Below are 25,944 nucleotides of genomic sequence, written 5' to 3'. Positions count from 1 at the left end.
GTTACCGCTTTGCCTGGTCAACCCGAGCTTGTTCAGTTGCCTTTGCAAGCTCCGGCCTTTAGGCCGGGGTAGTTGACCATTGCTCCTCCTTCCATCGTAGTGTCCTGCCAGCTGAACGCCCGCCGACGAATCTGGATATTTTAGTGGCTTCGTGGACGTGCTGTTGTCATGTTTTCGTTAACTCTTTCCAGTGCCGTACGAGCGGAATCTTTAATGCACGCTGTGCTGCAGTAGGGCGCAGCAGTCGTTGCGGACAACGCCATACTTGGCACGTCGTTGCAACAACATGCGATCGGAATTTGGGTCTCGAGAACGTAGGAAGGCTGCGGGGCTTGTGAACGAGACGCTGGTTTTGAGCGAGCTCGCCGCACGGCAAGACCCGGAGGAGATGCTTGACGGATGATGATGTGGCGGTCTCTTGCCAGTGCGCTGAGTGAGCCGGCTACTGAAACAAAAATCCCCACGGGCCCTTGGCCTTGTGGGGCTTCTGTTTGCGCTTCGCGGCGTGCGGATTTCTGCGCAGACGCTGAGTCGCAACGCCTAACCGCCGTGCCTCGCCCAGAAAGTGGCGGGCGTAACGATCGCGTAGCGTTGTGCCAGCACCAGCAAATCTTTATCGTCCGTGATCAAGTATTGCGCCTAGGCGACGCGCAAGGTAGCAAGCACCGGCTGATCCGCAGCACGTTGGTATCGAGTGCCACGCGTAACCCTGGCATTAGCGATTCCGTTCAGCGGCCACTGCAGATTCGGTTTCAGCCATTCCCTGCTCGGCCGGGACATCGCCGTAGACATGCGCAATACGGTCGCTCAGCGCCTCGAAACGTTCCCGCATCCTGCGAATACGCGCGAATAGTTCGGCATCGACCAGCGCGGCGACCAGCTTACCGTCCTTCTTGATGACGATGCTGTCGTGGCGGTACTACACTTACTACACTTGATTGAGCATATCGCCCAAGTTCTGCCGGAAATTGACTGCGGTGACTTCGGTAATCATGGTTATCTCCAGCCATATTGATCACTATGGTCGGTATGATCGATTCTCGCCGTGTCTTCATGGAGTCTGCAGCCGATGCCTCAGGAAAGCGCAAGATCATCGCTGCCAGCGCTATACTAGATGAGTCGCTGCAACCACAGCGACCGGGATTGGCGTCTCGACTACGTAGGAAAGACAGCCGCCGCAAGGCGGTCCCTTTCAATTGGTCAAGAGGAGGCGCACATGCCCCAGTCCATGCTCGTCCGAATTGCCCGCACCGGGCATTCAGCTTATCCCAAAGTCCCCGTGATTCCAAAGCGCATGCGCTCCCAAATCGGGAGGGCATCCAATGTGTAAGCACCCGCACTACAACATCAGCGCCGAACAGACAGGCCGCGATATCTTCGTGACCGCGCACGCTGCATCCGAAAGCCCGCTTAGCCTCGCCGCTGAAAAGGCTGCCCAACTCAACGCGCTGCTGTCGGTCGCCATCGAGAACGCTGCCGGCGGCACATTGGCCAATCTGACTGAAGAGACTCAGGGCCATCTGCTCTCGCTGGCGGCCGTGCTTGCGAACGAGACGCTGGTGTTGAGCGAACTCGCGGTCCTGCGGGACCTTGAAGGGACGCATGATGGGTGATCCGATGGCGGGCTTCCACGAGCGGGCTGCGTCAGCAGTCTCGTGAAATAAGGAGCCCCGCAGGCGTTTGGTCGCCCCGGGGCTTCCGTTTGTGTTCGTGCGCATGGATTCTCACCCTGCTGGCGAGCCATCCCGCCTATTTGGCCAATTCGCGCGGAAGTGGCGGTCCCATATCGCTACACTGGGCGAAACCAAGCCTTGATCGAGCCGATCAGCCCGGCAATCTGCAAGTTCTCCGTCTCGGCTTGTTCTCAAAGGGTGCTCATGTCGGGCACAACCCCGCATCGCGCAAGCGGCGCAACAGGGCGCCGCGCTTGGCGTGGGAAGCCAGGAGTTGCCGCAGCGCGAGCTCGAATGCTTCAGTGCTTGACGTGAGCGCATAGCCGTCCGCCAGCTCTGCCAGCGCCTTCGTTGCCTCGTCATAGGCCGACGCCGTGCCCCTCTGCACCTGCGCATGAATGGCTACCCAGCGCTTGTCCACATCGTTCATCACCAGCCTCAGTTGCATTTCGCGCTTTCGGCGGCGTGCGGCCTCCTGCTTGGCCTGCGCCTTCGCTTCGCGTTTCAGGCGCGCAATGCTGGCCGCTTCGGCAAGTTCCCGCAGATGGCCAAGGGTGCGCTGCGCCGAGGAAGACGGTGAAACGCGCTGTGCTTTCAGCCAGGCCGCATGACGTAGCCGCACCTGGCGTTCGGCCTGGTGTACCAGCCCTTGGGCGAGCAACTTCATCACGGCAGTCATTTCCTCTCGCTGCCATTCGTCTAGCCACGCGTCGATGCGATCATCCTGCTCGGCGTCGCCCGGCGAAACGTCAGCACTCGCTGCCGCGGCGGCGGCCAGCAGGTCGGGGTCGATCTCCAGGAATTCGACGAGCGCCTCCTGCGGCGGCGACAGTGTCGCCAGGCCGGGTGGCACCTCCGGCTCCAGCGCGTCGTCCTCAAGGTCAGGGGATCCGGCCAGCCAGCCCAGGTAAAGCGGGCGCAGGTCGCCGCGCATCAGCTCGGCGCGCAGGGGGGCCAGGCGTTGTATCCAGCCGCTACCGCCTTCCATGTCGAAACGGTCATACTCTTCGCTGTCGTTGTGCGACCAGCCAAAGATCCAGTGCTCTGCGTTTGCCTCAACGGTCGAGGCATGCCGGATAGTGAAAGGCTTCAGTTCCGCCTTGCCAAACGTGGAGAGCGGTACGCGCAGCGCCAGCCGGCAGCTGCGCCAGTTGGCCGTGTAGACGAAGACGTCGAAATACTGCCGCATCCAGTCAGCCGGATCGGCCTTCAGGTCGCCCCACTCATAGTGATTGACGAACCCCGTGGGGCTGATCTGGGCACGCGTGGAGACGGCGCGCAACTGCGCCATCTCGGCGCGAGTCAGCGGCCGGTCGATGGCCGCGAATTCGTAGTATTGGTATTCGCTCATGCTGATTGGATCAAATAGGGATCAGTCTACTTTGCGCTTGCGCGCAGGATTCCCTCCTGAGACGCACTGGGGCTGAATAACTCCTGATCGATGAAGCGGCCGTGGCTGCGCATCACCGGCGCGCAGCACGGCTGCGCATCACCGGCGCGCAGCACGGCTGCGCACAGTTCCCGGTTATCGTGGGTCAGTGGGCGGAAGAAGTGTTCGCGAGGCGGGGGTGAAGAACAGCATGAGCAGATCGCGTCCTATAGCCAGTTTTTAATGTTGCTGTGCTCGGGTTCATGATCAGGGCGGGCCCGGGTCCCCAAGGTGCGGGACGGAATCAGCCCTCCGCGAGCGGCGGTTGCACAAGGGAGTCATGCGCGGCCGGAAACAAAAGCTCCCGCGGGCGTCCGGTCGTGCGAGGGCACATTCTTAATAATGGTAACGGCAAGCGACGATGTTGATCCGGTCCTCGATCACGTCATAGACGAGGCGATTGGTGTCATCGATGCGCCGTGACCAGAAACCTGTCAAATTGCCCACCAGCGGCTCGGGCTTCCCGATTCCCTCGAACGGCGTGCGTTGCGCATCTTTGATCAGCTGGTTGATGCGTTTGAGGGTCTTACGATCCTGGCCTTGCCAGTAGAGGTAATCTTCCCAGGCATCGGGCGTGAAGAGCACGGGCCGGCTCACTCATCTTCCTCAGGCCGGGGACGCTCAATGGCCTGCCCGCGCTGGAGTTGCCCGATGGAGCGGGCCAGCCGTGCTGCGTTGGCAGGCGAACGCAGCAGGTGCAGCGTTTCTATCAGGCTGTCATAGTGCTCCTGCGACATGATGACGGCGTTGGGTGCGTCGCGGCGGGTGATCAGGATCGCGTCCGCGTCGTCGATGGTTTGGTCGATCACAGCTTTGAGATTGTTGCGTGCATCGGAGAAATGTACAGTGCGCATGGTCACTCCAACTTGTACAATTACACGTACAAGTATAGCTTGCGTTAATGACTAAAACCAGCGCCCGTAAGTCAACCAGCTTCCAAGAAACCCCGCCGCATTCACGTCTTGCGGGCCCTTCGTCGCCTGCCGGACCCAGCCAGCGGCGCTCGCCGCGAAAGGCACGAACAGACTGGTCGTCGTCATTGGCGAGATGGGCCCGGCGGCCTTGCCGTGCCGGAAATTGCCCAATGGAATCGGCGCTCATTATTGGAGTATTCGAAAACACATCGATCCTTGCGTTGTTCCCAATCTCCTCTTGTCCTTGACATTCGTATCCAATTGGATACGATTAGAGGCCATGACCACGCTCAACCGCACAGCTGAATTCAGCGCTTGGCTCCTGGCTCTTCAGGATCTGAAGGCCAGGGCCAAGATCCTGACGCGTCTCAAGCGGGCCGAACAAGGCAACTTTGGCGATTCGGAGCCGATCGGCGAGGGCCTGTCGGAGATGCGGATCGATTTTGGCCCTGGCTATCGCATCTATTACGGCCGTGAAGGCGCTGTGGCCTACCTGCTCATTTCGGGTGGCGATAAGTCGACTCAGAAAGCCGACATCAGGCGAGCTAAGGAAATGTGGAAAACGATCAAGAAGGAGTCATCATGAATAAGGTCGAAGTCGCACGCTTCGATGCCTCGGACTATCTCGACAGCGAGGAAATGATCTCCGAGTACCTGAATGCAGCCCTGGAGGAGGGTGACACTGCAGTGCTTATCTCCGCTATTGCGGACATCGCCAAGGCGCGTGGCATGACCAGAGTGGCGGCCGACTCCGGCCTTGGCCGCGAGAGTCTTTACAAAGCACTCGCTCCGGGTGCCAAGCCGCGTTTCGACACCATCATGAAGCTCCTGCACGCTCTCGGCGTGAAGCTTACGACTTTGCCGGACGCCGGGACTCACGCATAGCAGACCGACGCCTCAAAAACAAAAAGCCCCGCAGGCACGCATGCCTTGCGGGGCCTTTTTGCCATCCGCCGAATCCAACCGGCAGACAGCAGATCAGGATACTTAGACGTTGAACAGGAAGTTCATCACGTCCCCATCCTTCACCACATACTCCTTCCCTTCCGCGCGCATCTTCCCGGCTTCCTTCGCGCCTTGCTCACCCTTGTAGGTAATGAAGTCCTCATAGGCGATGGTCTGGGCGCGGATGAAGCCGCGTTCGAAGTCGGTGTGGATCACGCCGGCCGCTTGCGGGGCGGTGTCGCCCACGTGGATGGTCCAGGCGCGGACTTCCTTCACGCCGGCGGTGAAGTAGGTCTGCAGGCCGAGCAGGGTGAAGCCGGCGCGGATCACGCGGTCCAGGCCGGGTTCTTCCATGCCGAGGTCGGCCAGGAACACGGCCTTGTCTTCGTCGTCGAGGTCGGCGATCTCGGCTTCGATGGCGGCGCAGACGGCCACGACCGGCGACTTGGTCTTGGCGGCGTGGGCGCGCACGGCATCCAGGTGGGGGTTGTTCTCAAAGCCGTCTTCACGCACGTTGGCCACGTACATGGTGGGCTTGGCGGTGATCAGGCACAGCGGCTTGATGGCGGCCCATTCTTCGTCGGACAGGTCGAGCGTGCGCACGGCCTTGGCTTCGTTGAGCACGGCCTGGGCCTTGTCCAGCACGGCCACCAGGCGCAGCGCTTCCTTGTCGCCGGCGCGGGCGGGCTTGATGTAGCGGGCGTGGGCTTTTTCGACGGTGGAGAGGTCGGCCAGCGCCAGTTCGGTGTTGATCACCTCGATGTCGGACAGCGGGTCGACCCGGCCGGAGACGTGGATCACGTTTTCGTCTTCGAAGCAGCGCACCACGTGGGTGATGGCGTCGGTTTCGCGGATGTTGGCCAGGAACTGGTTGCCCAGGCCTTCACCCTTGGACGCGCCCGCCACCAGGCCGGCGATGTCGACGAATTCGACCACGGCCGGCAGGATGCGCTCGGGCTTGACGATCTCGGCCAGCTTGGCGAGCCTCGCATCCGGCACTTCCACCACGCCCACATTGGGCTCGATGGTGCAGAACGGATAGTTCTCGGCGGCGATGCCGGCCTTGGTCAGGGCGTTGAACAGCGTGGACTTGCCGACGTTGGGCAGGCCGACGATGCCGCATTTGAGGCTCATGGTAAACCTTTAAAAATCAATGGGTTGCGGTTCACCCTGGGTGCGTCCCTATCTTCCACATGGAGTGAGGAGCTACGGCACAGGGCGAGGGACCGGCGCGAGGCAAAACCAGCAAAACGGGGCATTTGTTCACCGATTTTGTACTGGATTTGTCACGAAAAAGATGGCTATTGTAACCCTCTCGGAGTCCTCTCTGAACCACTACAAGACCAAGCCTGGAGCCATCCTGCGGGATAGCGTGTTATGTGGCCTGTGCGTGCGGGTGGGGCGGCGCCACCTGACATTCTTTGTAGCCACGAGCACGCGAAGTAAACAGGTCAGGGTAACTCTGGGTAGGTGGCCGCTAGTCACCGTTAGCGAGGCCCGAGAGTTGGCCTTGCCGATTCTCAAGCTGTGTCGAGCAGGGGAGATGCCAATTCGGCCTATGGCTGTCCGTTTGCCGACTGTGAGCCAAGCACTGGTGGCCTATGCAGCGGCCAAGAAGGTCAAGCCCTCCAGTCTCGCTCGTTATCAGTCCATGCTGAAGACTCACTTCCTAGAATGGATGGAGCAGCCCGTGTCGGCCCTTAGAAGGCCAGACTTCGCTGGGCACTGCTGGACCTTCGCCCAGACCAAGGGCGCAGCCATTGTAGAACTCGGGAGGGGGCTTATCGGGTCCCTGCTGCGATATCTCCATGCTGTACATGGACTGGACATACCAAGTCCCTTTGTCAAGCTAGGGGCGGCTGGGCTACTGCCAGCACGGGCACAGCCAAGAGCCAGGAAGCTCAAGGAGGCGGACTTGCCTGCATGGTTTGGTGCAGTGAACAAGCTCCCCGAGCCGCAGCGGGACTATCTTCGCTTGGTCCTCCTCACAGGCCTCCGCAAGGCGGAGTGTGGTGCCATCCTGCAGGAGCACGTGGACCTAAAAGGCGGTGTCCTGCTGATTCCGGATACGAAAGGCGGGAAGCCTCATACGCTGCCCATAACTAGCTTCATGAGGGAGATACTTGAGCGCAGGTGTGGGCACTTGGAGCTAGGTTCAGGACTGTTCGCGGGGTTGTCTGTAGATCACGTTACAGAGATGGCACAGAGGGCCGGAGCGCCTGCCTTCACGCTGCATGACCTTAGAAAGCTACTGGCGACAGTGGGAGCCAAGCAGGGAATCGGGGATGCGATCCTCAGGCGGATTCTAGGGCACGCTCCGAAACGGGCTGATGTATTGCACAGGCACTACGTGGGCTTGGAGGCGGCAGACGTTGCGGAGGCTCTGCGGAGCATTCAACGAGCACTCAGCGCATCTGATTAACGAGTTCGCGCATGCTAAGGGCAGCATCGGGACTAAAGTGTACAGCGATGTCCCGGCCTCAATGCTGCGCACCGCAGTGGAAGCGATCACGTATCCCGGACTGGTGTTGAGCAAGGTCTACGGGCAGCCAGACCGTTAGCGGATTGGCCCCGACGGAGTATCTGGTTCCAGTTAGCAGCACGAGAACTAAGAAATAAAATGTATTGCCACTGCTATTGCGCTGACGATAAATAATACGGGACCATAAAATATGCCATACCCCCGTAGGAAGTATAGATTTGCATTCATTACCCGCTCGATCGCCGCTGTTCTGGCAACCTCAAGATATCTGCCTGTGATTATTTCGTCAGGTGGGAGTCGACTAGATATGTGTTTCACGAGTTCATCGGGAGTCACGAACAATTTGGCTGACTGATAGTAGTCTTCGTAGAGTTTCCGCAGCTCCGCGAAAAAAAGTTCCTTATTGACGCTTCCCGTGTCCGGCAAGGACTTAATATGGCCCAAAACACGATTGCCCTTGGAATCCGCCTTAATCAATAGTGCCGCATCCCAAATAATCAGTACAGAAAATGCAAAAAGAACAAGCCACCATATGCTCAGAGTCTTTACGCGTTGTTCAGTGGGAGGGTTAGCAATTTGGTCTTCGAACTCAACCTTCGCCACTTCCTTGATTTTATGGGAAAGCCTTATAGTTATGGGTTCGGTAGAGAAAACAGAACAGTCGACTACATCGGTTGGGTTAAACAAGTTCCACCGCAAAGTGACGCTTGCATCGGTGAAAGACTGAAGATTGTTGCTGCAATCAGCTCGTAATAGCTTTGTTGGTGTGGTCGACGCTATTGTTATCGGCTCAAAAATATAGTCTTTAGTGAGTGCCCGTTTTCCTGTATTTTTGAGCTGTATTTTAGTTAGGTAAAGCGATGTCGTTTCTTTGTCATTGAAATATACTCGTAGATCAGACATCCGACTTCTGTTTTCGATGATCTTGTCCGCGCTTTTTAAATATAGCGTAAGGCTGTAGTCGCTGCTGGAGCTTATCTGTTGGTACAGGCCAGCCGCTCCACCAATTGTCGATATAACGACAACTAAATACCATACCCTTGTCAGTATGTTCTTAATCATGTTTTATTAACTCTCTCGCCTATTCAACAAGGTATGCTTCACTAGTGCTGCACAGGTTAAAAACCGCAAGCAGCGGATCATCAAACAGCCGAAAAAACTTTTACGAATACGGTTTGATTGCTTAATCAATCATATCGCATGTCGAAGGTCTGCTTCTGGCCGAACTCAGCCGTCGCGCCGATCCCTGAACTATACCGTCACCCAGGCCGTCTCGGCTCTCACCCCGCAATTCGGTGCGAAGAACCATTTTTTTGGGGCAGCGCGTGGCTTTCTCGGCAAAGGGTTTGCCAGCCAGAAAGAAATATATCGACGTGCGTGAGAGGGCGGGGTCGAGGGCATTGCCGAGCAAGGCGGATATGCCGTCACGGACTCAGCCAATCGAACGAAATATCATCAGAGAGCGCCTTTGCTGGCAGATAGTGCCTTACACTAGTCCAGGCTGTCACGGCGCTGCCATGGCCCTGTGATGGCTTCCTATGGGGCTAGGTGATATTCCCTCCCATGGTGAAGGCTCAAGCGGAGAGCTTCGGCATCTGGTTCCAGTCTGCCGCTACGCATGTAATACGGGCGAGAAGGTTCTTGACTGAGGTCTTGTGCCATGTGCCGCCCCTCGGCGTGAGCATGCCGCGTTCGTTCAAGGCAGCAGCGATAGCACCAAGCGAGACGATGCCCTCAGACTGCAAGGACACAAGTACGGGTTTGAGGTTGTCTGCGTGCTTGTCTGCCTTCGCCTTGACGGTGGCTACGGCGGCGGTGTTGCCCTTGGCGGCACGCTGCAAGGCTGCTACACCATTAGGGTTACCAAGCACCTGTCCGCGTCGCTTGGCTGCCTGTAGTGCCTCCTTGGTGCGCTTGCTAATGGCCTCTGCCTCTTGCTGTGCCACGAGGGCCATTACACCCACGGTCAAGGTGTTCGCATGGGGCATATCGGCGGCAACGAACTTCACCCCCGACTCTTGCAGCGTAAGCAGGAAAGCAGCGTTACGGGAGAGACGGTCTAGCTTAGCTATGACAAGCGTTGCTCCTGTCACCTTGGCAAGGTGAAGGGCTTTGGCGAGTTCGGGGCGGGTGTTGAGCTTGCCGGATTCAGTCTCAATGAAGGTGTGGCCGATGTGGCCGTCGATAGCTGCCTTGTACTGCTTTACAGCCTGATCCTGTGCTTCAAGACCCAAACCGGATCGGCCCTGCCGTTCGGTACTAACCCTCAGGTACGCCACCAGCTTCTCTTTCTTTTGCATTTTCTTGCCCCTCAAACCTAAGGTATAAAACTGCCAATCGACCGTTAGGTGATTCTATACCGTTGGGTTTGAGTTTACAACTTGGCTAAGAAAACGGTGCTGGGGATGCTGCGAAGCTCCTGTGGAATCATCTGAAAAACGGCGATTTCTGAGCAAAACATGCTGCACTTATACATAAAAACACGCATTAATCGACGCTAGAATGAGGGTTTTGGCGGCATGATACTGTGTCAATGCCAAGCTCTTCGCCTGTTTTCTCAGCAAGAAGCGGGTATTGCGACGCTTGCGCGGGGAAGAAATGAAGAATGGGCGTGGGCGGCTGTTTAGCCAATGGTGCTTTTCGCTATCAAGGGGGGATTGTTCGCTCGTCTACATTCGTCGCACCGGTAGCGGCGGTCCCAGCATGTGCACTCTGCCGGGTTGAGAAGCCCCCCTTGATGGGGGTGTAAATGTGAAGAGAAAAAGAGCATATAGGGGGTTCGTCTGCATCGGCTGTGGGCAGGGCGGAAAGTGATCCTTAACTTTGGTAAGTGAATTCGTAAATTATGAAGCGTACGTCCCTGTTGCTTGCGTTTATCTTTATCGCCTCCCCCGCTATAGCGGCCGATAAAACGAAGAAAACGAAAGAGGTAGAGAGAGCAGCAATACCCTCCGTTGCAACGCCCCCGGAGAAGCCTTGGGAGCCTGTATCGTTCGTCTTGAGTGAAAATCAGTTGCCAGCTAAATTCAGAGGAACCGATCAAGCCAAATTTTTGAAGCTTTTCGAGGCAAAGGTTGGGGCTTTGAAGAAAGGCGAATTCGAAACCACCGAGGAATTTTCCAGGCGGACAGAAAATGTGGAGGCGACGCTTGCGCCAATCACTACGTCTGATCTGTATGCTTTTAGAATGCCGCTCATTGAATTCAAGTATGATGCCGACGCGCAAGCATATTCGATAGGCACTAATTATGGAGCCGCGTGTAGGCCAGCTAGCTATACGCAAAAAAATTGGATCACCTGCAAAGTTGGTCAGGTAAGCCGGAAAGAGAGTACATATACGGGTAGTAATGCTTATGGCGCAACTCGTGAGATTGACAGCACTGAAGGGCTCGATTTTGGGTTAGCATTCCCCTCAGGCGATTCCCTGTTGAGTAGCGGATTCTTTGTTGCAGATCGTAGATTTACCGGTTGGTACCAATATCAAGACAAATTGCCGGTTTCTTTGGAAAAGGCCAAAGAACTAAAGGGTAAGCTAATTTCTGTGCTCTTCGTTGGTCAGGTCACTGATGCCAAAATCATAAGGGGGCAAGGCTTCTATACGAGCGCCACCATAGATTCTCCAACCAAATGGTCTATCGCGGAAGACGCGGTGCCGTTTAGGCTGAGGAAGATCATTTACTACGTTCTTGAGACTGGCGAGATTCTTGGGGAAAGAACTCTTTGATTCAGTAATGAATTGGCGCTCCCCTGGTAGGGCTACAAGTCCGGACCTCTCGACGAAGGTATTGGGACTTCCTGCCTTCCATTTGCTTGCCTGCATTGGCCTTACCCGGCAATGACAGGCACGTCTAAAGCCGCTAGACGGCCCGTAATCGTGCTGCCTAGCGCCTTCCCCTGGTGCGTAGCGAATAACAAAGCTTAGGCAAACGGGCCGACAAGCGAGTAGCCCGGCCCCACAGAGTGGGTTTCCGTGACTGCGCTGGAGAGCGCCAGCAATGTCCCCAAGTGTCGCACAAAACCTGTGGGCTCGATTACAGGCTCGTAGAGCGATTAATTCCTGCATTTGAGCACGAATGGCCGCCAGCGGCTGTCTCAAGCCCTGTCAGGGCCATCCTCGCGTGCGGAGCACAAGATACATGGTGCGAAGCACGGAGCAAAGCTTAGGCAAGGGGCACACGTCGTCACCACGACGCACCAAAGAGAAATCTCAGGGAGAGCGCCTTAGGCGCCATCCACTGCGCCTACGCCGCCAGCATCCTTCGTGCGAAGCACAGAACACGCCTGAGCATGGGGCGCACACGGCGCAGCACGCCCCAAAGAGAGGTCTCAGCTACAGCGCCCTAGGCGCCATACACAGCGCCGACGGCGCCAATCAGCCTAGGCAATGCTTTGGTTGGCGGGTGCGACGAGCACCGCCGTGTGAGGCAACTAAGAAGAGTTCCTGAGTCGTGCTTCGGACTAGCGCCTAAGGCGCCATTGCAAGGCTTAAGTTGGGGGGCTGGCGCGGCGGTGCGCCGTGATTGCCCCTTCCTCAAGCATCGTCTCAGTCATGTGATGTGCTGTCGCACATGACAGGGAATGGCGCATATGCGCTTGTCAAAAGCTTAGTTTTGAGAGGGGCTGGCTGAAAGCTGGCCCCTTTGCTCAGACAGTAGCATGTGCTCTGGTTATGTGCTTCGCACTGGAGCATGATCTGTGCTATCGCACTCGTTAGCTACATGGTTGATGGCGCATATGCGCTGTGCATACTGGCCATGTACATGGCTTTAGGCGGCGTGTACACGCCTTGCTGGAGGCGGGGTGACGTGCGACATTGCTTCTGGTGTTTCCTTCCTTCTTTATTTCTTTTAGTACGGCAGAAATTGCGGGTTATGCGGGGTCGACGCTCAGCGATTCCGGCTGACTATCTGCTTCGCCCTGTGTCCCAGCTTGGCCTGGGCGCCGTGTCCCTTGCTTCAGTCCCTTAACGTTACGCGCGAACCGGGGTGGCGCTGGCTTAATTGTCTTGAAGACGTCATAACCTCGTACTACCACCTCGTCTCCTACGTGGGACAAGTTGTAAGCCTCCGCAATCTTTTGTCCATTTATGAAGTAGTGGTTAGCCTGTCCTTTGCGTTTACCCGGGTCAACCCTCACCCACTCCTTTCTCTCCAATGTCTTGCGGTTATCCTCAAGAGTCCGTCTTGATAAGCCTGTTTGCTCCTTTAGCAAATCAATAGTCGGCCACGCTTTGTAAAATTTAGTGGCGGCTACGCCATCTAGATTTACATAAGTTATCAGCGTTGAAAGGGTAGCTTTTTCTGAGGCTGTCAGGCCATGGTGCTTCTGCTCCGTTTTCCAAAGGATGTCCAGCAAGCGCATCGGGGTGATAAACGGGTATTCTCGCCTCGGTGCACTTTGCTCGGCAGCGAGGGCGCCGAAAGGATCTCGATGAGTTGAATGGGAGCGTGGAACGTAATTCATCAAAAGTTAGTACCTCCTTGTAGGTGATTGCAGACGACAAAAAGCGCCTTCTTAAGGGCTGCGGGAGCCGGACAGATAGGCGCTTAGATGGCGTATAACTTTAAATTGTGAGCAAGCCCCCCAGGGAGGGCCAGCGGGGTGGATTTTTGCACAGAGTCGATTGTCTGCGCAAGGACTTTGTTGGCGGGACGATGCTGCAGCCGGTTAGGTCGGGTTCGGTAACGGGGCCGCATTGGCTGCAGAAGTACCCTCCTACGGAGGTAGGATTTGCTGCTTTCTGAAAGCGGCGAAAGCCCTTACCTTTGCTGTTGCCGAGCCATTTGAGGAGAGGGGGCTAGGAATGTCTGTCAGGTCGGACCCCCTGTACTTGGCTGGCAGTTGCTAGACTCAACCGTCACCGCAAGGCCAACATTGTGATTACCGAGGCAGATTTCCTCCCGCTCCCAGATGCGTTCCTTGAGCTGCGCGACCAGCTGCGCATCGTTCGCTATGAGTTAGTGCATTATTCTCAGGGACATGCACAACGGGAGGCTGGGAAGTATCGTCACCCACCAAGTGACTACGAATATGCGATCCACAAGATCGAATATATAGATCCCGAGAGTAGTCAGATCTTTATCGATGGGCACGCCTTCTATTCGTCGGAGCAGCGTGTCCCTGACTGGGTAAAGTATCACGTGAAGGAAAAAAGTCCCCAAGGTGCACGGCTGCTGAAGCAATGGTTCACTAGTCCCGCGTCGCTCCTGTTGACTGCCTTGGTTCCCCCTTATGGTTTGTCTTTGCTTGGACTTTCAGCAGTTAGCGATCACATGGATCGCCGAGATCAATCGAAGTTGAAGCAAGCCCTCCCTGTGCTCTCGGAATTGCCGAAGTTCTGGCGACCGAAGCTCTAAACGGATATTGCGTCATACTGACGACCGGTTTCGTTGCAGGCACGAAAAATGCCGCCGGTGTTGCCCAGGCACAACTAGAAAATCTGCATACCTTATCTTCTAAGGAGAATCATGATTTCACAATTGGGTTTCTTGTCACCCGAAGTTGATGCGCGGGAGGGGGAGTTGCTGGCGGCGTATCGTAACGTGTTCGATGTTTCGGAGCGACTTAGTAAGCTGTTCGTTCGCCTTCTCAGAGAGGCGGAGCTTGATCGCACATCAGTAAGAGCCATGACTATGCACGCGCTTGGCGCGAGATCACTTGAGCTTTTCCAGTCATCAATCATTCTGCTCAGGAAAGGGTGCATTCCTCCGGCAAGAGTATTATGCCGCGCCATGATCGAAACGGCTTATAAGCTTTGTGCAATTCAGTTGGCAAGCGATGGCATCGACCGATATGTTTCTCAGGAGAACTCCACTCGCCTACAGAAGCTGAGAAACATTCAGAAATACAAGCAAGCGTATCCAAGATCTGGGGTTGCCGCTGGTATTGAAGCAGAAATCGATGTACTTTCAAAAGAGAAGCCAAAGAAGACGGAGCCGCATGAGTGGGCTTCTCTGGCGAAAATGGATGACTTTCACAATTTGTACTATCAGGGAATGAGCGACGACACACATGCGAATATGGAATCGCTAAATCACTATTTTGATGATGAGGCGCCTCATATTATGGGCTTCGGGCCGTCAGACAAGGGATTGCTTGTTGTTGCTACAGCTTGTCACCGTACTGTTATTAATGTGGTTGAAAAGTACGCTGCATTTCAGGGTAGCCATATTTCCGACGAGTTGTCTCTTTTGAATAAGGACAACGATGGGCTAGAGAGCCTGTATGCCAGGTGAACCTTGGGGTATCATCGCGCTATCGCTACACAGGCGATATAGAAGACCCTGGATTTTGTATTCGTTTTGCTTTAGAGAGTGCTGGGAAGTACTCTAACCCATTGATTGTTAAGCAAAAATTGAGCTGACCGTCAGAACGGATAGTTCTCGGCGGCGATGCCGGCCTTGGTCAGGGCGTTGAACAGCGTGGACTTGCCGACGTTGGGCAGGCCGACGATGCCGCATTTGAGGCTCATGGTAAACCTTTAAAAATCAATGGGTTGCGGTTCACCCTGGGTGCGTCCGGCGCGCTCTGGCAGCGCAGCGGTGAAGGACGCAGAGGGGGAAAGCTCAGCACGAGACAAGACAGCCAAAGCGGGGCGATGCTCACCGGTTTTGTGCTGGAATTGCCATCGGAAAGATGGCTATTGTAACCGCGCCGGAGGTTGCGCTGAACTGGGCGCGAGGGCGCACCAAAGCCGTCATGCCGGGGTGGCTATAATCCACGCATGACTCGTCCATCTCCCTCCCATTTCCAGGTTGCCGTGGTTGGCGGCGGCATCGTCGGCAAGGCTTGCGCGTTGCTGCTGGCCCAGCAGGGCATGCAGGTGGCGCTGGTTGCGCCGCGCTTGCCTGCATCCGCTGCTACGCCGGATCCTGGCCAGTGGGACAGCCGCATCTACGCCTTCTCGGCGAGCTCGCAAGCCTTGCTGGAGCAGTTGCGCGTATGGGAGGCGCTGGACCCTGCGCGGATGCAGCCGGTGTGCGACATGCGTGTCTTCGGCGATGCAAGCGCCGCACAGGCGGATGCCTCGGCCGCCGGTGATCTCCATTTCTCGGCCTATGCGGCCACCGTTGCGCAACTGGCGTGGATCATCGAGTCCGGCCATGTGGAGCGCGTGCTCGATACCGCGCTGCGCTTCCAGCACCAGGTGCACTGGCATGACGATACGGCCGCCGCGTTCGCGCGCGACCATGATGGCGTGACGCTGAGCCTGGCCGGCGGCGACAAGGTGCGCGCGGCTTGCGTGGTGGGCGCCGATGGCGCGCGCTCGTGGGTGCGCGAGCAATGCCATATTCCTGTCACCAAGCGGCACTATCGCCAGCTTGGCGTGGTGGCCAACTTTGAATGCGAGTTGCCGCACCAGGACACGGCCTGGCAGTGGTTCCTGGGCACGCCGCCCAAGCTGATGGCTGACGAGGAGCCGGCCAACGGCGAGATCCTGGCGTTGCTGCCATTGCCGGGCCGGCGCGTGTCGATGGTGTGGTCGGCCGACGATGCCCACGCGAGCGATCTGCTGGCGCTGTCGCCCGAGGCGCTGGCCGACACCGTGATGCAGGCCGCCAGCGGCGCCGTGGGGCGCCAGTTTGGCGCGCTGCGCTGCGTGACGCCGGCCCGGGGCTTCCCCCTGGTGCTGCAGCGCGCCGATCAGTTTGTGCAGCCGCACGTGGCGCTGGTGGGCGACGCCGCCCATGTGGTGCACCCCTTGGCAGGTCAGGGCATGAACCTCGGTTTGCGCGATGTGGCGGAACTTGGCCGCGTAATGGCCGACAAAGAGTCTTTCCGCGCAGAAGGCGACTTGCGCTTGCTGCGACGCTACGAGCGGGCGCGCGCCACCGATCTGTTGTCGCTGACGGCGGCTACCGATGGCCTGCATCGGCTGTTTTCCTTGCCTGGCGGTGTGGCGCGCACGGTGCGCAATACCGGCATGCGGGTCGTGGGCGGCCAGTCGCTGCTCAAGCGTTTTCTTATCGGCCGCGCGCTAGGCTGAACCCCCGCCCACGCGAACCGAATCACCCGAATTACTGGAGTCATCATGTTGCAATTCCTGCGCCGCCGTCCCGCCCTGTGCGCCACCATCGTCGGCGGCATCGCGGCTGCCGGCTTCGCGCTGCACGCCATGGCGGCGGGCGAGCCCGGCACCGACCGCATCAAGGAATCGATGCAAAAGATGCTGGGCGGGCGCGCTGAAGTGAAGAGCGTGGCCAAGACTCCCGTGCCCGGCCTGTTCGAGGTCAATATCGGCGGGCAGGTGGTCTACACCGATGCTACCGGCCGCTACATCATCAACGGCGAGATGGTGGACTCCAAGACCGGCGCCAACCTGACCGAGGAGCGGCTGGCCGATATCAACCGCATCAAGTGGTCGGACCTGCCGCTGGCACGCGCGATCAAGTGGAGCAAGGGCGATGGCAGCCGCCAGGTGGCGGTGTTCTCCGACCCCAACTGCGGTTACTGCAAGCGCATCGAGCAGACGTTCCAGCAGATGGACAACATCACGGTCTACACCTTCCTGTACCCGGTGCTGTCGCCGGATTCGTCGGTGAAGGCCAAGCAGGTGTGGTGCGCGGCTGACCGCACCAAGGCCTGGCGCGACTGGATGATCAGCCACGTGGCGCTGACCGGCAACGGCAGCTGCAAGACGCCGGTGGAAGACAACCTGGCGCTCGGCCAGAGCCTGAACATCACCGGCACCCCGGCCGTGTTCTTCATGGACGGCACCCGCATTCCCGGTGCTGCCGACGCCGCCACGCTCGAGCGCAAGCTCGCCAGCCTGAAGAAGTAAGCACATCGCGCCGGCGGCCTTCCCGGTGCTGCGTGCCGGAGCCGACCGGTCGTCTTTGATCACAGATCCAAAGGAGACTCCATGACGTTCCAGGCATTGCTGCTGACCCAGGCCGACGGCGCCACCCACGCCGCAGTTACCGCGCTCGAAGAATCCAGCCTGCCCGCCGAGGGCGATGTGCTGGTGGCCGTCGACTACTCCACTATCAATTTCAAGGACGGGCTGGCCATTACCGGCCGCTCGCCGGTGGTGCGCAAGTGGCCGATGGTGGCTGGCATCGACGGTGCCGGCACGGTGCTGGAATCCACCCATGCGCGCTGGAAGGCCGGGGACAATGTCGTGCTCAACGGCTATGGCGTGGGCGAGACGCACTGGGGCTGCCTGGCGCAGCGCGCCCGCCTCAAGGGCGACTGGCTGGTGGCGCTGCCGGACGCGTTCACCACGCAGCAAGCCATGGCTATCGGCACCGCCGGCTATACGGCGATGTTGTCGGTGCTGGCGCTGGAGCGCGCGGGCGTCAAGCCGGCCGATGGCGAGGTGCTGGTGACCGGGGCCTCGGGCGGCGTGGGCTCGGTGGCCATCGCCATCCTGTCGAAGCTGGGCTATCGCGTGGTGGCCTCCACCGGCAAGACGGCCGAGGCGGATTTCCTCAAGGCGCTGGGCGCGGCCGAGGTGATCGACCGCACGGAACTAGGCAAGCCCAACAAACCAATGCAGAAGGAGCGCTGGGCCGCGGTGGTGGATTCGGTGGGCTCGCACACACTGGTCAATGCCTGCGCGCAGGTGCGTTACGGCGGCGCGGTAACGGCGTGCGGGCTGGCGCAAGGGCTGGATTTCCCGGCCTCGGTGGCGCCCTTCATCCTGCGTGGCATTACGCTTTATGGCATCGATAGCGTGATGGCGCCGATGGCCCTGCGCGAACAGGCCTGGCAGCGGCTGTCGCAGGACCTGGTGCCGGATCGCCTGCGCGCCATCACTCGCGAGATCGGCTTGTCGGAGGCGATCGAGGCCGGGCGCAAGATCGTCGACGGCGGCATGCGCGGCCGCGTGGTGGTGAACGTCAACGCCTGAGCCGGCGCGGGGTCGGGCCCGGGCATGGCGCTACAATCACGCTCATGAAGCCGATCCATTACGCCATTGCCCCGCTTCAACCGGAAGCGCACCTGTTCGCCGTCACCGTCACGGTAGACGCCCCCCATCCCGCCGGCCAGCTGTTCTACCTGCCGGCGTGGATTCCCGGCAGCTACATGATCCGCGACTTCGCACGCAATATCGTGCGCATTCGCGCGGATGCCGGCGGCAAGCCGGTGGCACTGGCCAAGCTTGACAAGCAGAGCTGGCAGGCGGCACCGGTGGACGGGCCGCTTACGCTCAGCTATGAGGTCTACGCCTGGGACCTGTCCGTGCGCGCCGCGCACCTGGACGCCACGCACGGCTTCTTCAACGGCAGCTCGGTCTTCCTCTGCGCCGAAGGGCAGGAAGGCCAGCCTTGCACGGTCGACATCCATGCACCCGACGGCGAGGCCTATGCCGGCTGGCGTGTCGCCACGGCCATGCGCGAGGCGCCAGGCCGCGGTGGTGCCAAGCGCTACGGCTTCGGCCGCTACCAGGTGGCAGACTACGACGAGCTGGTCGATCACCCCGTCGAGATGGGCAACTTCACCATGGGCAGCTTCCGCGCCTGTGGCGCCCAGCACGACGTCGTGTTCACGGGCAATGTGCCGCAACTCGATCTGGAGCGCGTGTGCCGCGACCTGAAGCAGATCTGCGAAGCGCAGATCCGCCTGTTCGAACCCAAGACCGAGGCCGCGCCCTTTCTCGACAGCAACCGCCGCTACGTGTTCATGACCATGGTCACGACCGATGGCTACGGCGGCCTGGAGCATCGCGCCAGCACCGCGCTGATGTGCGCGCGCGCCGACCTGCCGGCGCGCGGCAAGGAGGAGGCCACCGAGGGCTATCGCACTTTCCTCGGGCTGTGCAGCCACGAGTATTTCCATACCTGGAACGTCAAGCGCATCAAGCCCGCGGCGTTCGTGCCGTACCGGCTGCGCGAGGAAACCTACACGCCGCTGCTGTGGCTGTTCGAGGGTTTCACCAGCTATTACGATGACCTGATGCTGGTGCGCAGCGGCCGCATCACCGAGAAGCAGTACGTGGAGCTGCTGGCCAAGACCTGGAACGGCGTGCTGCGCGGCAACGGCCGCACCAAGCAGAGCGTGGCCGACAGCTCCTTCGATGCCTGGACCAAGTACTACCGCCAGGACGAGAACGCGCCCAACGCCATCGTCAGCTATTACACCAAGGGCTCGCTGGTGGCGCTGGCGCTGGATCTCACCATCCGCACCAAGACCCGCAACCGCCGCTCGCTCGACGACATCATGCGCGCGCTGTGGCAACGCTATGGCAGCGGCTTCTATGCGCCGGGCGCGCAGCAGCGTGGCGTGACCGAGGCCGAGGTGCATGCCTTGTTCGACGAGGTCAGCGGCCTGCGCCTGGGCGCGCTGCTGCGCTCGCTCACCGAAGGCACAGGCGAGCTGCAGCTCGCCGCGCTCCTCAAGCCCTTCGGCATCAAGGCGGTGCCGGCCAAGCCGGAGCGCAACGCCGCGCTCGGCATCAAGACCAAGAACGAGGATGGCTGGGTGCGCGTGACCCAGGTGCTCGACGGCGGCGCGGCCCAGGCGGCCGGGATCTCGGCGGGAGACCTGCTGGCCGCGGTGGATGGCCTGCGCGTGGCCCCGGGCCAGCTCGATAAATTGCTGGCGCGCTACCGTACCGGCGATAGCGCCGAGTGCCATGTGTTCCGTCGCGATGAACTGCACATGCTGCCGCTGATCTTCGCGCGCGAGCCGGCCGCGCAGTACACCGTGACGGCCGAAGGCGGCCGCCAGGCCATGCGCGCGCGCTGGCTGGGCCTGTAGGCCAACAGGCCAGCAGGCCAGCAGGGAACACAGGACCTACGCAGCCACATGCAATACGCGCACGACGCCCGCACCTTCGTTTATTCGCATTACGTGGCTCGCGGCCTGCGTTCCGCGACCGGGGTGATCGGCGCCACGCTGATCGCCCTGCAGTTCGCGGACCTGCCCACCGCCATGGTGGTCTCGATGGGCGCGCTGTGCACCAGCCTGATGGACCTGCCCAGCCCGTTCAACCACAAGTTCAACGAGATGCTGGCCAGCGTGCTGCTGTGCACGGCGGTGACCTTGCTGGTGGCCATGGCCACGCCGTTCCCGCGCGTGATGCCGCTGGTGCTGGTGCTGGTGACCTTCATGGCCGGCATGATGACGGTGTACGGCAACAAGACCTTGCCATTGCAGTTCTCGGCCTTGTTCGTCATGACGCTCACCATCAACGAGGATTTCGTGGTGCGGCGCGCGCTCGAGCATTCCTTGCTGTTCGGCATCGGCGCGGTGGCGTACATGGCCTACGCGATGGTGGTGAGCTGGGCCACGCAGCGGCGCACCAAGCAGCAGGTGCTGGCCGAGGCGTTGTATGAGATGGCGGGCTACCTCGAGATCAAGGCGGGCTTCTACGACGCCGGCTACGACTACGAGGCGCAGTTCAACCAGCTGGTGCGCCAGCAGATCGTGGTGGCCGAGCGCCAGCAGGCCGCGCGGGACCTGGTGCTGCGCGGCAACCGCACTCCGCACGACGGGCTGCTGGTGCAGGTTCACATGCGCATGCTGGACCTGTATGAGTACATTCTCTCCACCAATACCGATTACCCGCTGCTGCGCCAGACCTTTGCCGGCACGCCGGTGCTGGATCACTTGCGCCGGCTGGTGCAGCTGATGTGCGAGGACGTGGAGGGGATCGCCTACGACATCACGCGCGGCCGGCCCTCCTACGCTTCCGTTGAGTACCGGCAGGAACTGCGCGCCGTCGAGCACGAGATCGCGCAGCTGCGCCATCACCACATCAACCCGGCGGCAATGACGGCGGTCGCGGAGACGCTCGACATGATCAAGGGCGCCATCGTGCTGGTGGAACAGCTGCACGAGGCGTCGCGTACGCCGGTGGAGCCCAGCAAGGTGCTGCCCGGGCCCGACATGACGCCATTCCTGACGCGCCAGCGCTACGAGCTCAAGGTGCTGCGCGACAACCTGAACTGGAAGTCGCCGGCGTTCCGCTATGCGCTGCGCATCACCATGGCGGTGGGGGCCGGGCTGTGGATCGCCGATCATCTGCCTTATGTCTCGCACAGTTACTGGATCCTGCTGACCATCATCGTCATCCTGAAGCCCAACTTCAGCATGACCAAGCAGCGCTACAACGATCGCCTGATCGGCACGCTGATCGGCTGCGTGATCGCGGTAGGCGTGCTCAAGGTCGTGCACCAGCCGCTGATCCTGCTTGGCGTGCTGTTCCTGGCGCTGGTGGCCAGCACGGCGTTCTCCACCATCAAGTACCGATATACCGCTGTCGCCGCCTGCGTGCAGGTGCTGATCCAGATCAACCTGCTGATGCCAGGTAGCCCCACTGTCGCCGGCGAGCGGCTGATCGATACGGTGATCGGCGGGCTGATCGCCTCGGTGTTCAGCTTCGTGCTGCCCAGCTGGGAATACCGCGCGCTGCCCGCGCTGGTAGAGAACGTGCTGCAGGCCAACCGCCGCTACATCGCCGCCACGCGCGACCTTCTGCTGCGCGTGGCCAAGGACGATTTCGCCTACCGGGTGCAGCGCAAGCAGTTCATGGACAGCCTGTCGGCGCTGATCGGGGCGTTCCAGCGCATGCTCGACGAGCCCAAGAGCCGGCATCGTGCGGTGGACAACCTGAACCGCTTTATCGTGCAGAACTACCTGGTGGCCGCGCACGTGGCCGCGGCGCGCATCCAGGTGCGCGAGCACTATGGCGAGCTGGACCTGCCGGCCGCCGAAGCCGCCATCCGCCAGGCCACCGATGCCGCGGCCAACAGCTTGCAGCTGGCGAGCGAACGGCTGGCCGAGGACGACCGTGCCGGTGGACGGGGCGCGGGTTTCATTCGCGCGGTGAAGGATCCGGCGAAGGGGCGGGCGCAGGCGGAAGCGCCGGTGAAAGCCACGGAGACAGCGGACCTGGCGAACGCTAGCGTGGATGCCAAGGGGGCGGCCGCCGCTGGTGTCGCCGAGCTGGCCGATGTTGCCGTTGCGTCCGCGGCGTCCACGGCGTCCATGGTGTCTGCTGCGTCCGCTGCGTCCAATGCTCAGGCCGTGCGCGCCGCCGATGCCGCGATCGCCACGGAAGCGCTTATCGCGCCGCCCGCGGCCGAAGACGCCAGCGAGCGTCGCGCTCGCCTGGCCGATTCGGCCGACCGCCGCCGCGCCGACGTGCTGGTGCAGGCCGCGGCCTCGGGCGAGCTGACCCGGGCTGCCAGCGAAGCCGGCGGCACCGCCAGCACGGCGAGCTCCACCGGGCGCACCGCCAATGCCATCCTGGAGCGCCGCCTGCGCGCGCTGCGCGAGGACACCGCCAAGATCGCCCTGCGTACCGGCGCGATCGGCCGGGCCATGCGCGAGCGCTAGGAACCTAGGAAACCAGAATGCCGGGCCGCGCCAATCAGGACTGCGTGCCAGCGCCTGGCGCCGGCTGCTCCTCGCGGGGCAGCGTCAGCATGCCGCTGTTGTAGCTGTATTCGTACACCTCGCCATAGCGGCCCCATTCGATCGCAAGGGTCAGCACGCGCTCGGCTTCGTCCGGCTTGAGGAAGGCTTCGAGCTCGCGCAGCACATGTTCCTCGCGGATCTCTCCGTCCTCCGACTGCTCAAGCTCGCGGCGGATATGCGCGGCCAATGCCACGTGCTGCAGCAACTGCTTGCCGAACAGCACCTTGCGCTCGGGCGGTTCCGTCTCGTAGTACGCGCGGCCCAGGCCGGTGGCGCTGATGTCGCCGCGCTCGATGGTGGCCAGCTGCAGCAGGTGCAGCGCTTCGCAGGCCGGGAGCAGGTCATCGTCGGTGAGTCCGGCCTCCTCGGCCAGGTGCGGCAGGTCGGCCCGGCCGAAAAAGGGCGCTTCGCACAGCAGGTCGAGAATGGCTTCCATCTGGCTGATGTCGGCATCCGGCAGGCGGTAGCCGATATCGCTCGCGGCCGCCAGCGCGGTGACGCGCGGGCCCATCGCGGCGGGCGACGTCATCAGCGTGTAGACCTCGTCGATCAGCCCGCGCACCTGGGAAGAGTCGCGGTTGCGCGGGCGCGGGAACGGGATCTTCACCTCGGCGCGGATGCGGCCGGGATCGCTTGACAGGATCACGATGCGGTCGGCCATCATCACCGCCTCCTCGATATTGTGCGAGACGATCAGGATGCACTTGATATTGGTGCGGCCGTCTTCCCACAGGTCGAGCATTTCGTCGCGCAGGGTCTCGCCGGTCAGCACGTCGAGCGCGGAGAAGGCCTCGTCCATCAGCAGCAGGTCGGGCTCGGTCACCAGCGCGCGGGCAATGCCCACGCGCTGGCGCATGCCGCCGGAGAGCTCGCGCGGCAGCGCGCTGTTGAAGCCCGACAGCCCGATCATGTCGATCGCCGCCTCGGCCCGGCGCGAGCGTTCTTCCTTGTGCACGCCCTGGGCTTCCAGCCCGAGCTCCACGTTTTGCTGCACGGTGAGCCAGGGAAACAGCGCGAACGACTGGAACACCATGGCGATGCCTTCGGCGGTGCCGTGCAGCGCCTGCCCGCGAAAACGCACCTCGCCGCGATCGGCGCCGACCAGCCCGGCCATGATACGCAGCAGGGTGGACTTGCCCGAGCCGGACTTGCCCAGCATGGCGACGATCTCGCCGCGCTTGAGGGTCAGGTCCACGCCCTCGAGCACGGCGCGGTCGGAGCGGTCCGCGGTGCGGAAGATTTTCGAGACGCCGCGTAGTTCGACTACGGATTCGGCTGCGTCTGCGGTGGGGCTTGCCATGATGGAATTCCGTTCAGATTCAGGGCTTCAAATGGGCGGCTTCTTGGCGGCGTATGGGCGGCTCAAAGACGCGTGCGTTCTTGCGCAAGCAGGTAGAGGCGGTTCCACAGCAGGCGGTTGAAGCCCACCACGAACACCGCCATCACGCCGATGCCCAGCGCGATGCGGGGGAAGTCGCCCTTCGAGGTCATCTCCGCGATATAGCTGCCAAGGCCGGTGGCAACCAGCGTGCGGTCGCCCCAGGTGACGTATTCGGACACGATACTCGCATTCCACGAGCCGCCGGCCGCGGTCACCAGGCCGGTCAGCAGGCTGGGAAACACCGCAGGGACCAGGAAGCGTTTCCACAGCAGCCAGCCGCGCAGGCCAAAATTGCGCGCGGCCAGCTTGAGTTCGGTGGGGATGCCGGAAGCGCCGGCAATCACATTGAACAGGATGTACCACTGCGTGCCAAAAATCATCAGTGGGCTGAGCCAGATCTCCGGGTTCAGCCCGAAGCGCACGATCAGCATCACCACCAGCGGGAACATCAGGTTGGCCGGGAAGGCGGCCAGGAACTGCGCCACCGGTTGGGCGATGCGCGCCACCTTGGGGTTCAGGCCGATGCGGATGCCGATGGGTACCCAGATCACCGCGGCCAGCGCGATCAGCACGATCACCCGCACCATGGTCAGCGTGCCCAGCCACAGCACATGGCCCACCTCCGCCCAGCCCACCTCGGTGCGCACGAAGTGCATCACGCGATACAGGGCCAGCATGGCAATCACGATGATGATGACGTTGCCGGCGCGTTCGATCCACATTGCGCGCCGGCCATCGTTGGCCTTCGGCGCTACCGCCTTGCTCCCGGATCCCCAGGCCAGCGTGCGCTCGGCCAGCGCTGCCGTGCGGCCCAGCAGCACGCGTACCCATTCCGAGCGGCGCAGCAGGTTGAGCAGCCACGATTGCGGCTCGGTTTCCTGCGCCATGATCTCGAAACGGAAGCGGTCGGCCCAGGCAATCAGCGGCCGGAACAGCAGCTGGTCATAAAGCACGATGCCGATCAGCATGGCCAGGATGGCCCAGCCGATCGCCGCCAGGTTCTGCTGCTGGATCGCCAGCGAGATATAGGAGCCGATGCCCGGCAGCCGGATGTCGTTGCCAGACACCGCGATGGCCTCGGACGCGACCACGAAAAACCAGCCGCCGGACATCGACATCATCATGTTCCACAGCAGGCCCGGCATGGCGAAAGGCACTTCGAGGCGCCAGAACTTCTGCCACGGCGAGAGCCGGAACATGGCTGCCGCTTCCACCAGGTCGGTCGGGATGGTGCGGATCGACTGGTACAGGCTGAACGCCATGTTCCAGGCCTGCGAGGTGAAGATGGCGAAGATGGCGGCGCATTCCACCCCGACCAGGCTGCCGGGGAACAGGGCGATGAAGCCTGTCACCGTAATCGACAGGAAGCCCAGCACCGGGATCGACTGCAGGATATCAAGCGCCGGCACCATCACTTTTTCGGCAGTGCGGTTCTTGGAGGCGAGCGCCGCGAAGGCGAAGGAGAACAGCAGCGAGGCGCCCAGCGCAATCATCATGCGGATGCTGGTGCGCATGAGATAGTAGGGCAGGTAGGCGATGTCCAAGTGCACGTCCAGCGGCTCGCCGGGCTGGTAGGGCACGTTCATCTGGCGGGCGGCAAAGGCCACCAGCACGATCACCGCCAGGATGATGGGCAGCAGCGCCAGGTCGAAGCGGTTCGGCGGCGCGGTCAGCAGCTGGCTGGCGTAGCCACGGGAAGTGACCGAGCTGGCCTGGTCGTGTTCGGCTTGCTGCATTATCTTGGCAGTGGAAAC

At 60.8% G+C, this 25,944-nt stretch carries 20 protein-coding genes and 1 pseudogene; 12 read left to right on the top strand and 9 right to left on the bottom strand.

What is annotated here, in order from left to right; genetic code table 11:
* Positions 1-1,322 precede the first annotated feature (1,322 nt).
* Positions 1,323-1,613 (top strand): hypothetical protein, encoded by a 291-nt coding sequence (locus ACGLHR_RS31305; RefSeq protein ID WP_400098550.1) that lies wholly within the window; start codon positions 1,323-1,325, stop codon positions 1,611-1,613.
* Positions 1,614-1,875: 262 nt separating this feature from the next.
* On the opposite strand, the gene ACGLHR_RS31300 is transcribed toward ACGLHR_RS31305, so the two are convergent.
* From ACGLHR_RS31300 to ACGLHR_RS31290, 3 genes are all read right to left on the bottom strand, one after another.
* Positions 1,876-3,024 carry a hypothetical protein gene (locus ACGLHR_RS31300; RefSeq protein ID WP_400098549.1) on the bottom strand — a complete coding sequence of 383 codons (1,149 nt, stop codon included), beginning with the start codon at positions 3,022-3,024 and terminating at the stop codon, positions 1,876-1,878.
* A 414-nt stretch (positions 3,025-3,438) separates the two neighbouring features.
* Entirely contained in the window at positions 3,439-3,699 is a 261-nt protein-coding gene (locus ACGLHR_RS31295; RefSeq protein ID WP_400098547.1) for a Txe/YoeB family addiction module toxin, read from the bottom strand.
* Entirely contained in the window at positions 3,696-3,956 is a 261-nt protein-coding gene (locus ACGLHR_RS31290; protein ID WP_267606562.1) for a type II toxin-antitoxin system Phd/YefM family antitoxin, read from the bottom strand. The genes ACGLHR_RS31295 and ACGLHR_RS31290 overlap by 4 nt, the downstream gene beginning before the upstream one ends.
* 340 nt (positions 3,957-4,296) lie before the next feature.
* Here ACGLHR_RS31290 and ACGLHR_RS31285 point away from each other — a divergent pair, with 340 nt between their 5' ends.
* A complete protein-coding gene (locus ACGLHR_RS31285) occupies positions 4,297-4,602 on the top strand; it encodes a type II toxin-antitoxin system RelE/ParE family toxin (RefSeq protein ID WP_400098544.1) in 306 nt (101 codons plus the stop codon).
* On the top strand, positions 4,599-4,901 hold the full coding sequence (locus ACGLHR_RS31280) for an addiction module antidote protein (protein ID WP_267605142.1): 303 nt from the start codon (positions 4,599-4,601) through the stop codon (positions 4,899-4,901). The genes ACGLHR_RS31285 and ACGLHR_RS31280 overlap by 4 nt, the downstream gene beginning before the upstream one ends.
* A gap of 102 nt (positions 4,902-5,003) precedes the next feature.
* On the opposite strand, the gene ychF is transcribed toward ACGLHR_RS31280, so the two are convergent.
* Positions 5,004-6,095: a redox-regulated ATPase YchF gene (ychF, locus tag ACGLHR_RS31275; protein ID WP_318235837.1), complete on the bottom strand. Its 1,092-nt coding sequence runs from the start codon at positions 6,093-6,095 to the stop codon at positions 5,004-5,006.
* A 517-nt stretch (positions 6,096-6,612) separates the two neighbouring features.
* On the opposite strand from ychF, the gene ACGLHR_RS31270 reads away from it, so the two are divergent.
* Positions 6,613-7,383, top strand: a complete 771-nt coding sequence (locus ACGLHR_RS31270) for a tyrosine-type recombinase/integrase (RefSeq protein ID WP_400098542.1) — start codon at positions 6,613-6,615, stop codon at positions 7,381-7,383.
* Between the two features lie 186 nt (positions 7,384-7,569).
* On the opposite strand, the gene ACGLHR_RS31265 is transcribed toward ACGLHR_RS31270, so the two are convergent.
* Positions 7,570-8,505 carry a hypothetical protein gene (locus tag ACGLHR_RS31265; protein WP_400098540.1) on the bottom strand — a complete coding sequence of 312 codons (936 nt, stop codon included), beginning with the start codon at positions 8,503-8,505 and terminating at the stop codon, positions 7,570-7,572.
* A gap of 512 nt (positions 8,506-9,017) precedes the next feature.
* Positions 9,018-9,743, bottom strand: coding sequence for a recombinase family protein (locus ACGLHR_RS31260; protein WP_400098538.1), 726 nt, complete (start codon positions 9,741-9,743; stop codon positions 9,018-9,020).
* A gap of 545 nt (positions 9,744-10,288) precedes the next feature.
* On the opposite strand from ACGLHR_RS31260, the gene ACGLHR_RS31255 reads away from it, so the two are divergent.
* The 3 genes from ACGLHR_RS31255 (at position 10,289) to ACGLHR_RS31245 (ending at position 14,678) form a co-directional block, all read left to right on the top strand.
* A complete protein-coding gene (locus ACGLHR_RS31255; RefSeq protein WP_400098536.1) occupies positions 10,289-11,167 on the top strand; it encodes a hypothetical protein in 879 nt (292 codons plus the stop codon).
* Between the two features lie 2,152 nt (positions 11,168-13,319).
* Positions 13,320-13,799, top strand: a complete 480-nt coding sequence (locus ACGLHR_RS31250; protein WP_400098534.1) for a hypothetical protein — start codon at positions 13,320-13,322, stop codon at positions 13,797-13,799.
* Positions 13,800-13,910: 111 nt separating this feature from the next.
* Positions 13,911-14,678 (top strand): DUF5677 domain-containing protein, encoded by a 768-nt coding sequence (locus ACGLHR_RS31245; protein ID WP_400098532.1) that lies wholly within the window; start codon positions 13,911-13,913, stop codon positions 14,676-14,678.
* Between the two features lie 134 nt (positions 14,679-14,812).
* Here the strand turns inward: ACGLHR_RS31245 and ACGLHR_RS31240 are convergent.
* Positions 14,813-14,914, bottom strand: a pseudogene (locus ACGLHR_RS31240) (GTPase); the annotation flags it as partial.
* A gap of 252 nt (positions 14,915-15,166) precedes the next feature.
* Here ACGLHR_RS31240 and ACGLHR_RS31235 point away from each other — a divergent pair.
* From ACGLHR_RS31235 to ACGLHR_RS31215, 5 genes are all read left to right on the top strand, one after another.
* On the top strand, positions 15,167-16,429 hold the full coding sequence (locus tag ACGLHR_RS31235; protein WP_400098531.1) for a UbiH/UbiF family hydroxylase: 1,263 nt from the start codon (positions 15,167-15,169) through the stop codon (positions 16,427-16,429).
* A 45-nt stretch (positions 16,430-16,474) separates the two neighbouring features.
* Complete coding sequence (locus tag ACGLHR_RS31230; RefSeq protein ID WP_400098529.1) at positions 16,475-17,224, top strand: DsbC family protein; 750 nt, start codon at positions 16,475-16,477, stop codon at positions 17,222-17,224.
* A gap of 81 nt (positions 17,225-17,305) precedes the next feature.
* Entirely contained in the window at positions 17,306-18,295 is a 990-nt protein-coding gene (locus tag ACGLHR_RS31225) for an MDR family oxidoreductase (RefSeq protein WP_400098527.1), read from the top strand.
* A 44-nt stretch (positions 18,296-18,339) separates the two neighbouring features.
* The gene (locus tag ACGLHR_RS31220) at positions 18,340-20,145 is read left to right on the top strand and encodes a M61 family metallopeptidase (protein WP_400098526.1); all 1,806 of its coding nucleotides are present in this window, start codon (positions 18,340-18,342) and stop codon (positions 20,143-20,145) included.
* Between the two features lie 48 nt (positions 20,146-20,193).
* Positions 20,194-22,728, top strand: a complete 2,535-nt coding sequence (locus ACGLHR_RS31215; RefSeq protein ID WP_400098524.1) for an FUSC family membrane protein — start codon at positions 20,194-20,196, stop codon at positions 22,726-22,728.
* A gap of 34 nt (positions 22,729-22,762) precedes the next feature.
* Here ACGLHR_RS31215 and ACGLHR_RS31210 read toward each other — a convergent pair whose 3' ends face one another.
* Together ACGLHR_RS31210 and ACGLHR_RS31205 are read right to left on the bottom strand one after the other, a co-directional pair.
* Positions 22,763-24,109 carry a nitrate/sulfonate/bicarbonate ABC transporter ATP-binding protein gene (locus tag ACGLHR_RS31210; protein ID WP_400098522.1) on the bottom strand — a complete coding sequence of 449 codons (1,347 nt, stop codon included), beginning with the start codon at positions 24,107-24,109 and terminating at the stop codon, positions 22,763-22,765.
* Between the two features lie 62 nt (positions 24,110-24,171).
* A complete protein-coding gene (locus ACGLHR_RS31205; protein ID WP_400098520.1) occupies positions 24,172-25,926 on the bottom strand; it encodes an ABC transporter permease in 1,755 nt (584 codons plus the stop codon).
* Positions 25,927-25,944: the final 18 nt, after the last annotated feature.

This window comes from Cupriavidus sp. CuC1 (genome assembly GCF_044627735.1).
Classification (GTDB): domain Bacteria; phylum Pseudomonadota; class Gammaproteobacteria; order Burkholderiales; family Burkholderiaceae; genus Cupriavidus; species Cupriavidus ulmosensis.
This window is presented reverse-complemented; position numbering and strand designations above follow the sequence as displayed.

What these genes read in the sequence shown, in the direction of transcription:
- ACGLHR_RS31265 (WP_400098540.1), bottom strand. Translation starts at nt 8,505, where the DNA reads ATGATTAAGAACATACTGACAAGGGTATGGTATTTAGTTGTCGTTATA.
- ACGLHR_RS31210 (WP_400098522.1), bottom strand. Translation starts at nt 24,109, where the DNA reads ATGGCAAGCCCCACCGCAGACGCAGCCGAATCCGTAGTCGAACTACGC.
- ACGLHR_RS31225 (WP_400098527.1), top strand. Translation starts at nt 17,306, where the DNA reads ATGACGTTCCAGGCATTGCTGCTGACCCAGGCCGACGGCGCCACCCAC.
- ACGLHR_RS31280 (WP_267605142.1), top strand. Translation starts at nt 4,599, where the DNA reads ATGAATAAGGTCGAAGTCGCACGCTTCGATGCCTCGGACTATCTCGAC.
- ACGLHR_RS31300 (WP_400098549.1), bottom strand. Translation starts at nt 3,024, where the DNA reads ATGAGCGAATACCAATACTACGAATTCGCGGCCATCGACCGGCCGCTG.
- ACGLHR_RS31255 (WP_400098536.1), top strand. Translation starts at nt 10,289, where the DNA reads ATGAAGCGTACGTCCCTGTTGCTTGCGTTTATCTTTATCGCCTCCCCC.
- ACGLHR_RS31205 (WP_400098520.1), bottom strand. Translation starts at nt 25,926, where the DNA reads ATGCAGCAAGCCGAACACGACCAGGCCAGCTCGGTCACTTCCCGTGGC.
- ACGLHR_RS31215 (WP_400098524.1), top strand. Translation starts at nt 20,194, where the DNA reads ATGCAATACGCGCACGACGCCCGCACCTTCGTTTATTCGCATTACGTG.
- ACGLHR_RS31235 (WP_400098531.1), top strand. Translation starts at nt 15,167, where the DNA reads ATGACTCGTCCATCTCCCTCCCATTTCCAGGTTGCCGTGGTTGGCGGC.
- ACGLHR_RS31290 (WP_267606562.1), bottom strand. Translation starts at nt 3,956, where the DNA reads ATGCGCACTGTACATTTCTCCGATGCACGCAACAATCTCAAAGCTGTG.
- ACGLHR_RS31230 (WP_400098529.1), top strand. Translation starts at nt 16,475, where the DNA reads ATGTTGCAATTCCTGCGCCGCCGTCCCGCCCTGTGCGCCACCATCGTC.
- ACGLHR_RS31245 (WP_400098532.1), top strand. Translation starts at nt 13,911, where the DNA reads ATGATTTCACAATTGGGTTTCTTGTCACCCGAAGTTGATGCGCGGGAG.
- ACGLHR_RS31305 (WP_400098550.1), top strand. Translation starts at nt 1,323, where the DNA reads ATGTGTAAGCACCCGCACTACAACATCAGCGCCGAACAGACAGGCCGC.
- ACGLHR_RS31270 (WP_400098542.1), top strand. Translation starts at nt 6,613, where the DNA reads ATGCTGAAGACTCACTTCCTAGAATGGATGGAGCAGCCCGTGTCGGCC.
- ychF (WP_318235837.1), bottom strand. Translation starts at nt 6,095, where the DNA reads ATGAGCCTCAAATGCGGCATCGTCGGCCTGCCCAACGTCGGCAAGTCC.
- ACGLHR_RS31260 (WP_400098538.1), bottom strand. Translation starts at nt 9,743, where the DNA reads ATGCAAAAGAAAGAGAAGCTGGTGGCGTACCTGAGGGTTAGTACCGAA.
- ACGLHR_RS31220 (WP_400098526.1), top strand. Translation starts at nt 18,340, where the DNA reads ATGAAGCCGATCCATTACGCCATTGCCCCGCTTCAACCGGAAGCGCAC.
- ACGLHR_RS31285 (WP_400098544.1), top strand. Translation starts at nt 4,297, where the DNA reads ATGACCACGCTCAACCGCACAGCTGAATTCAGCGCTTGGCTCCTGGCT.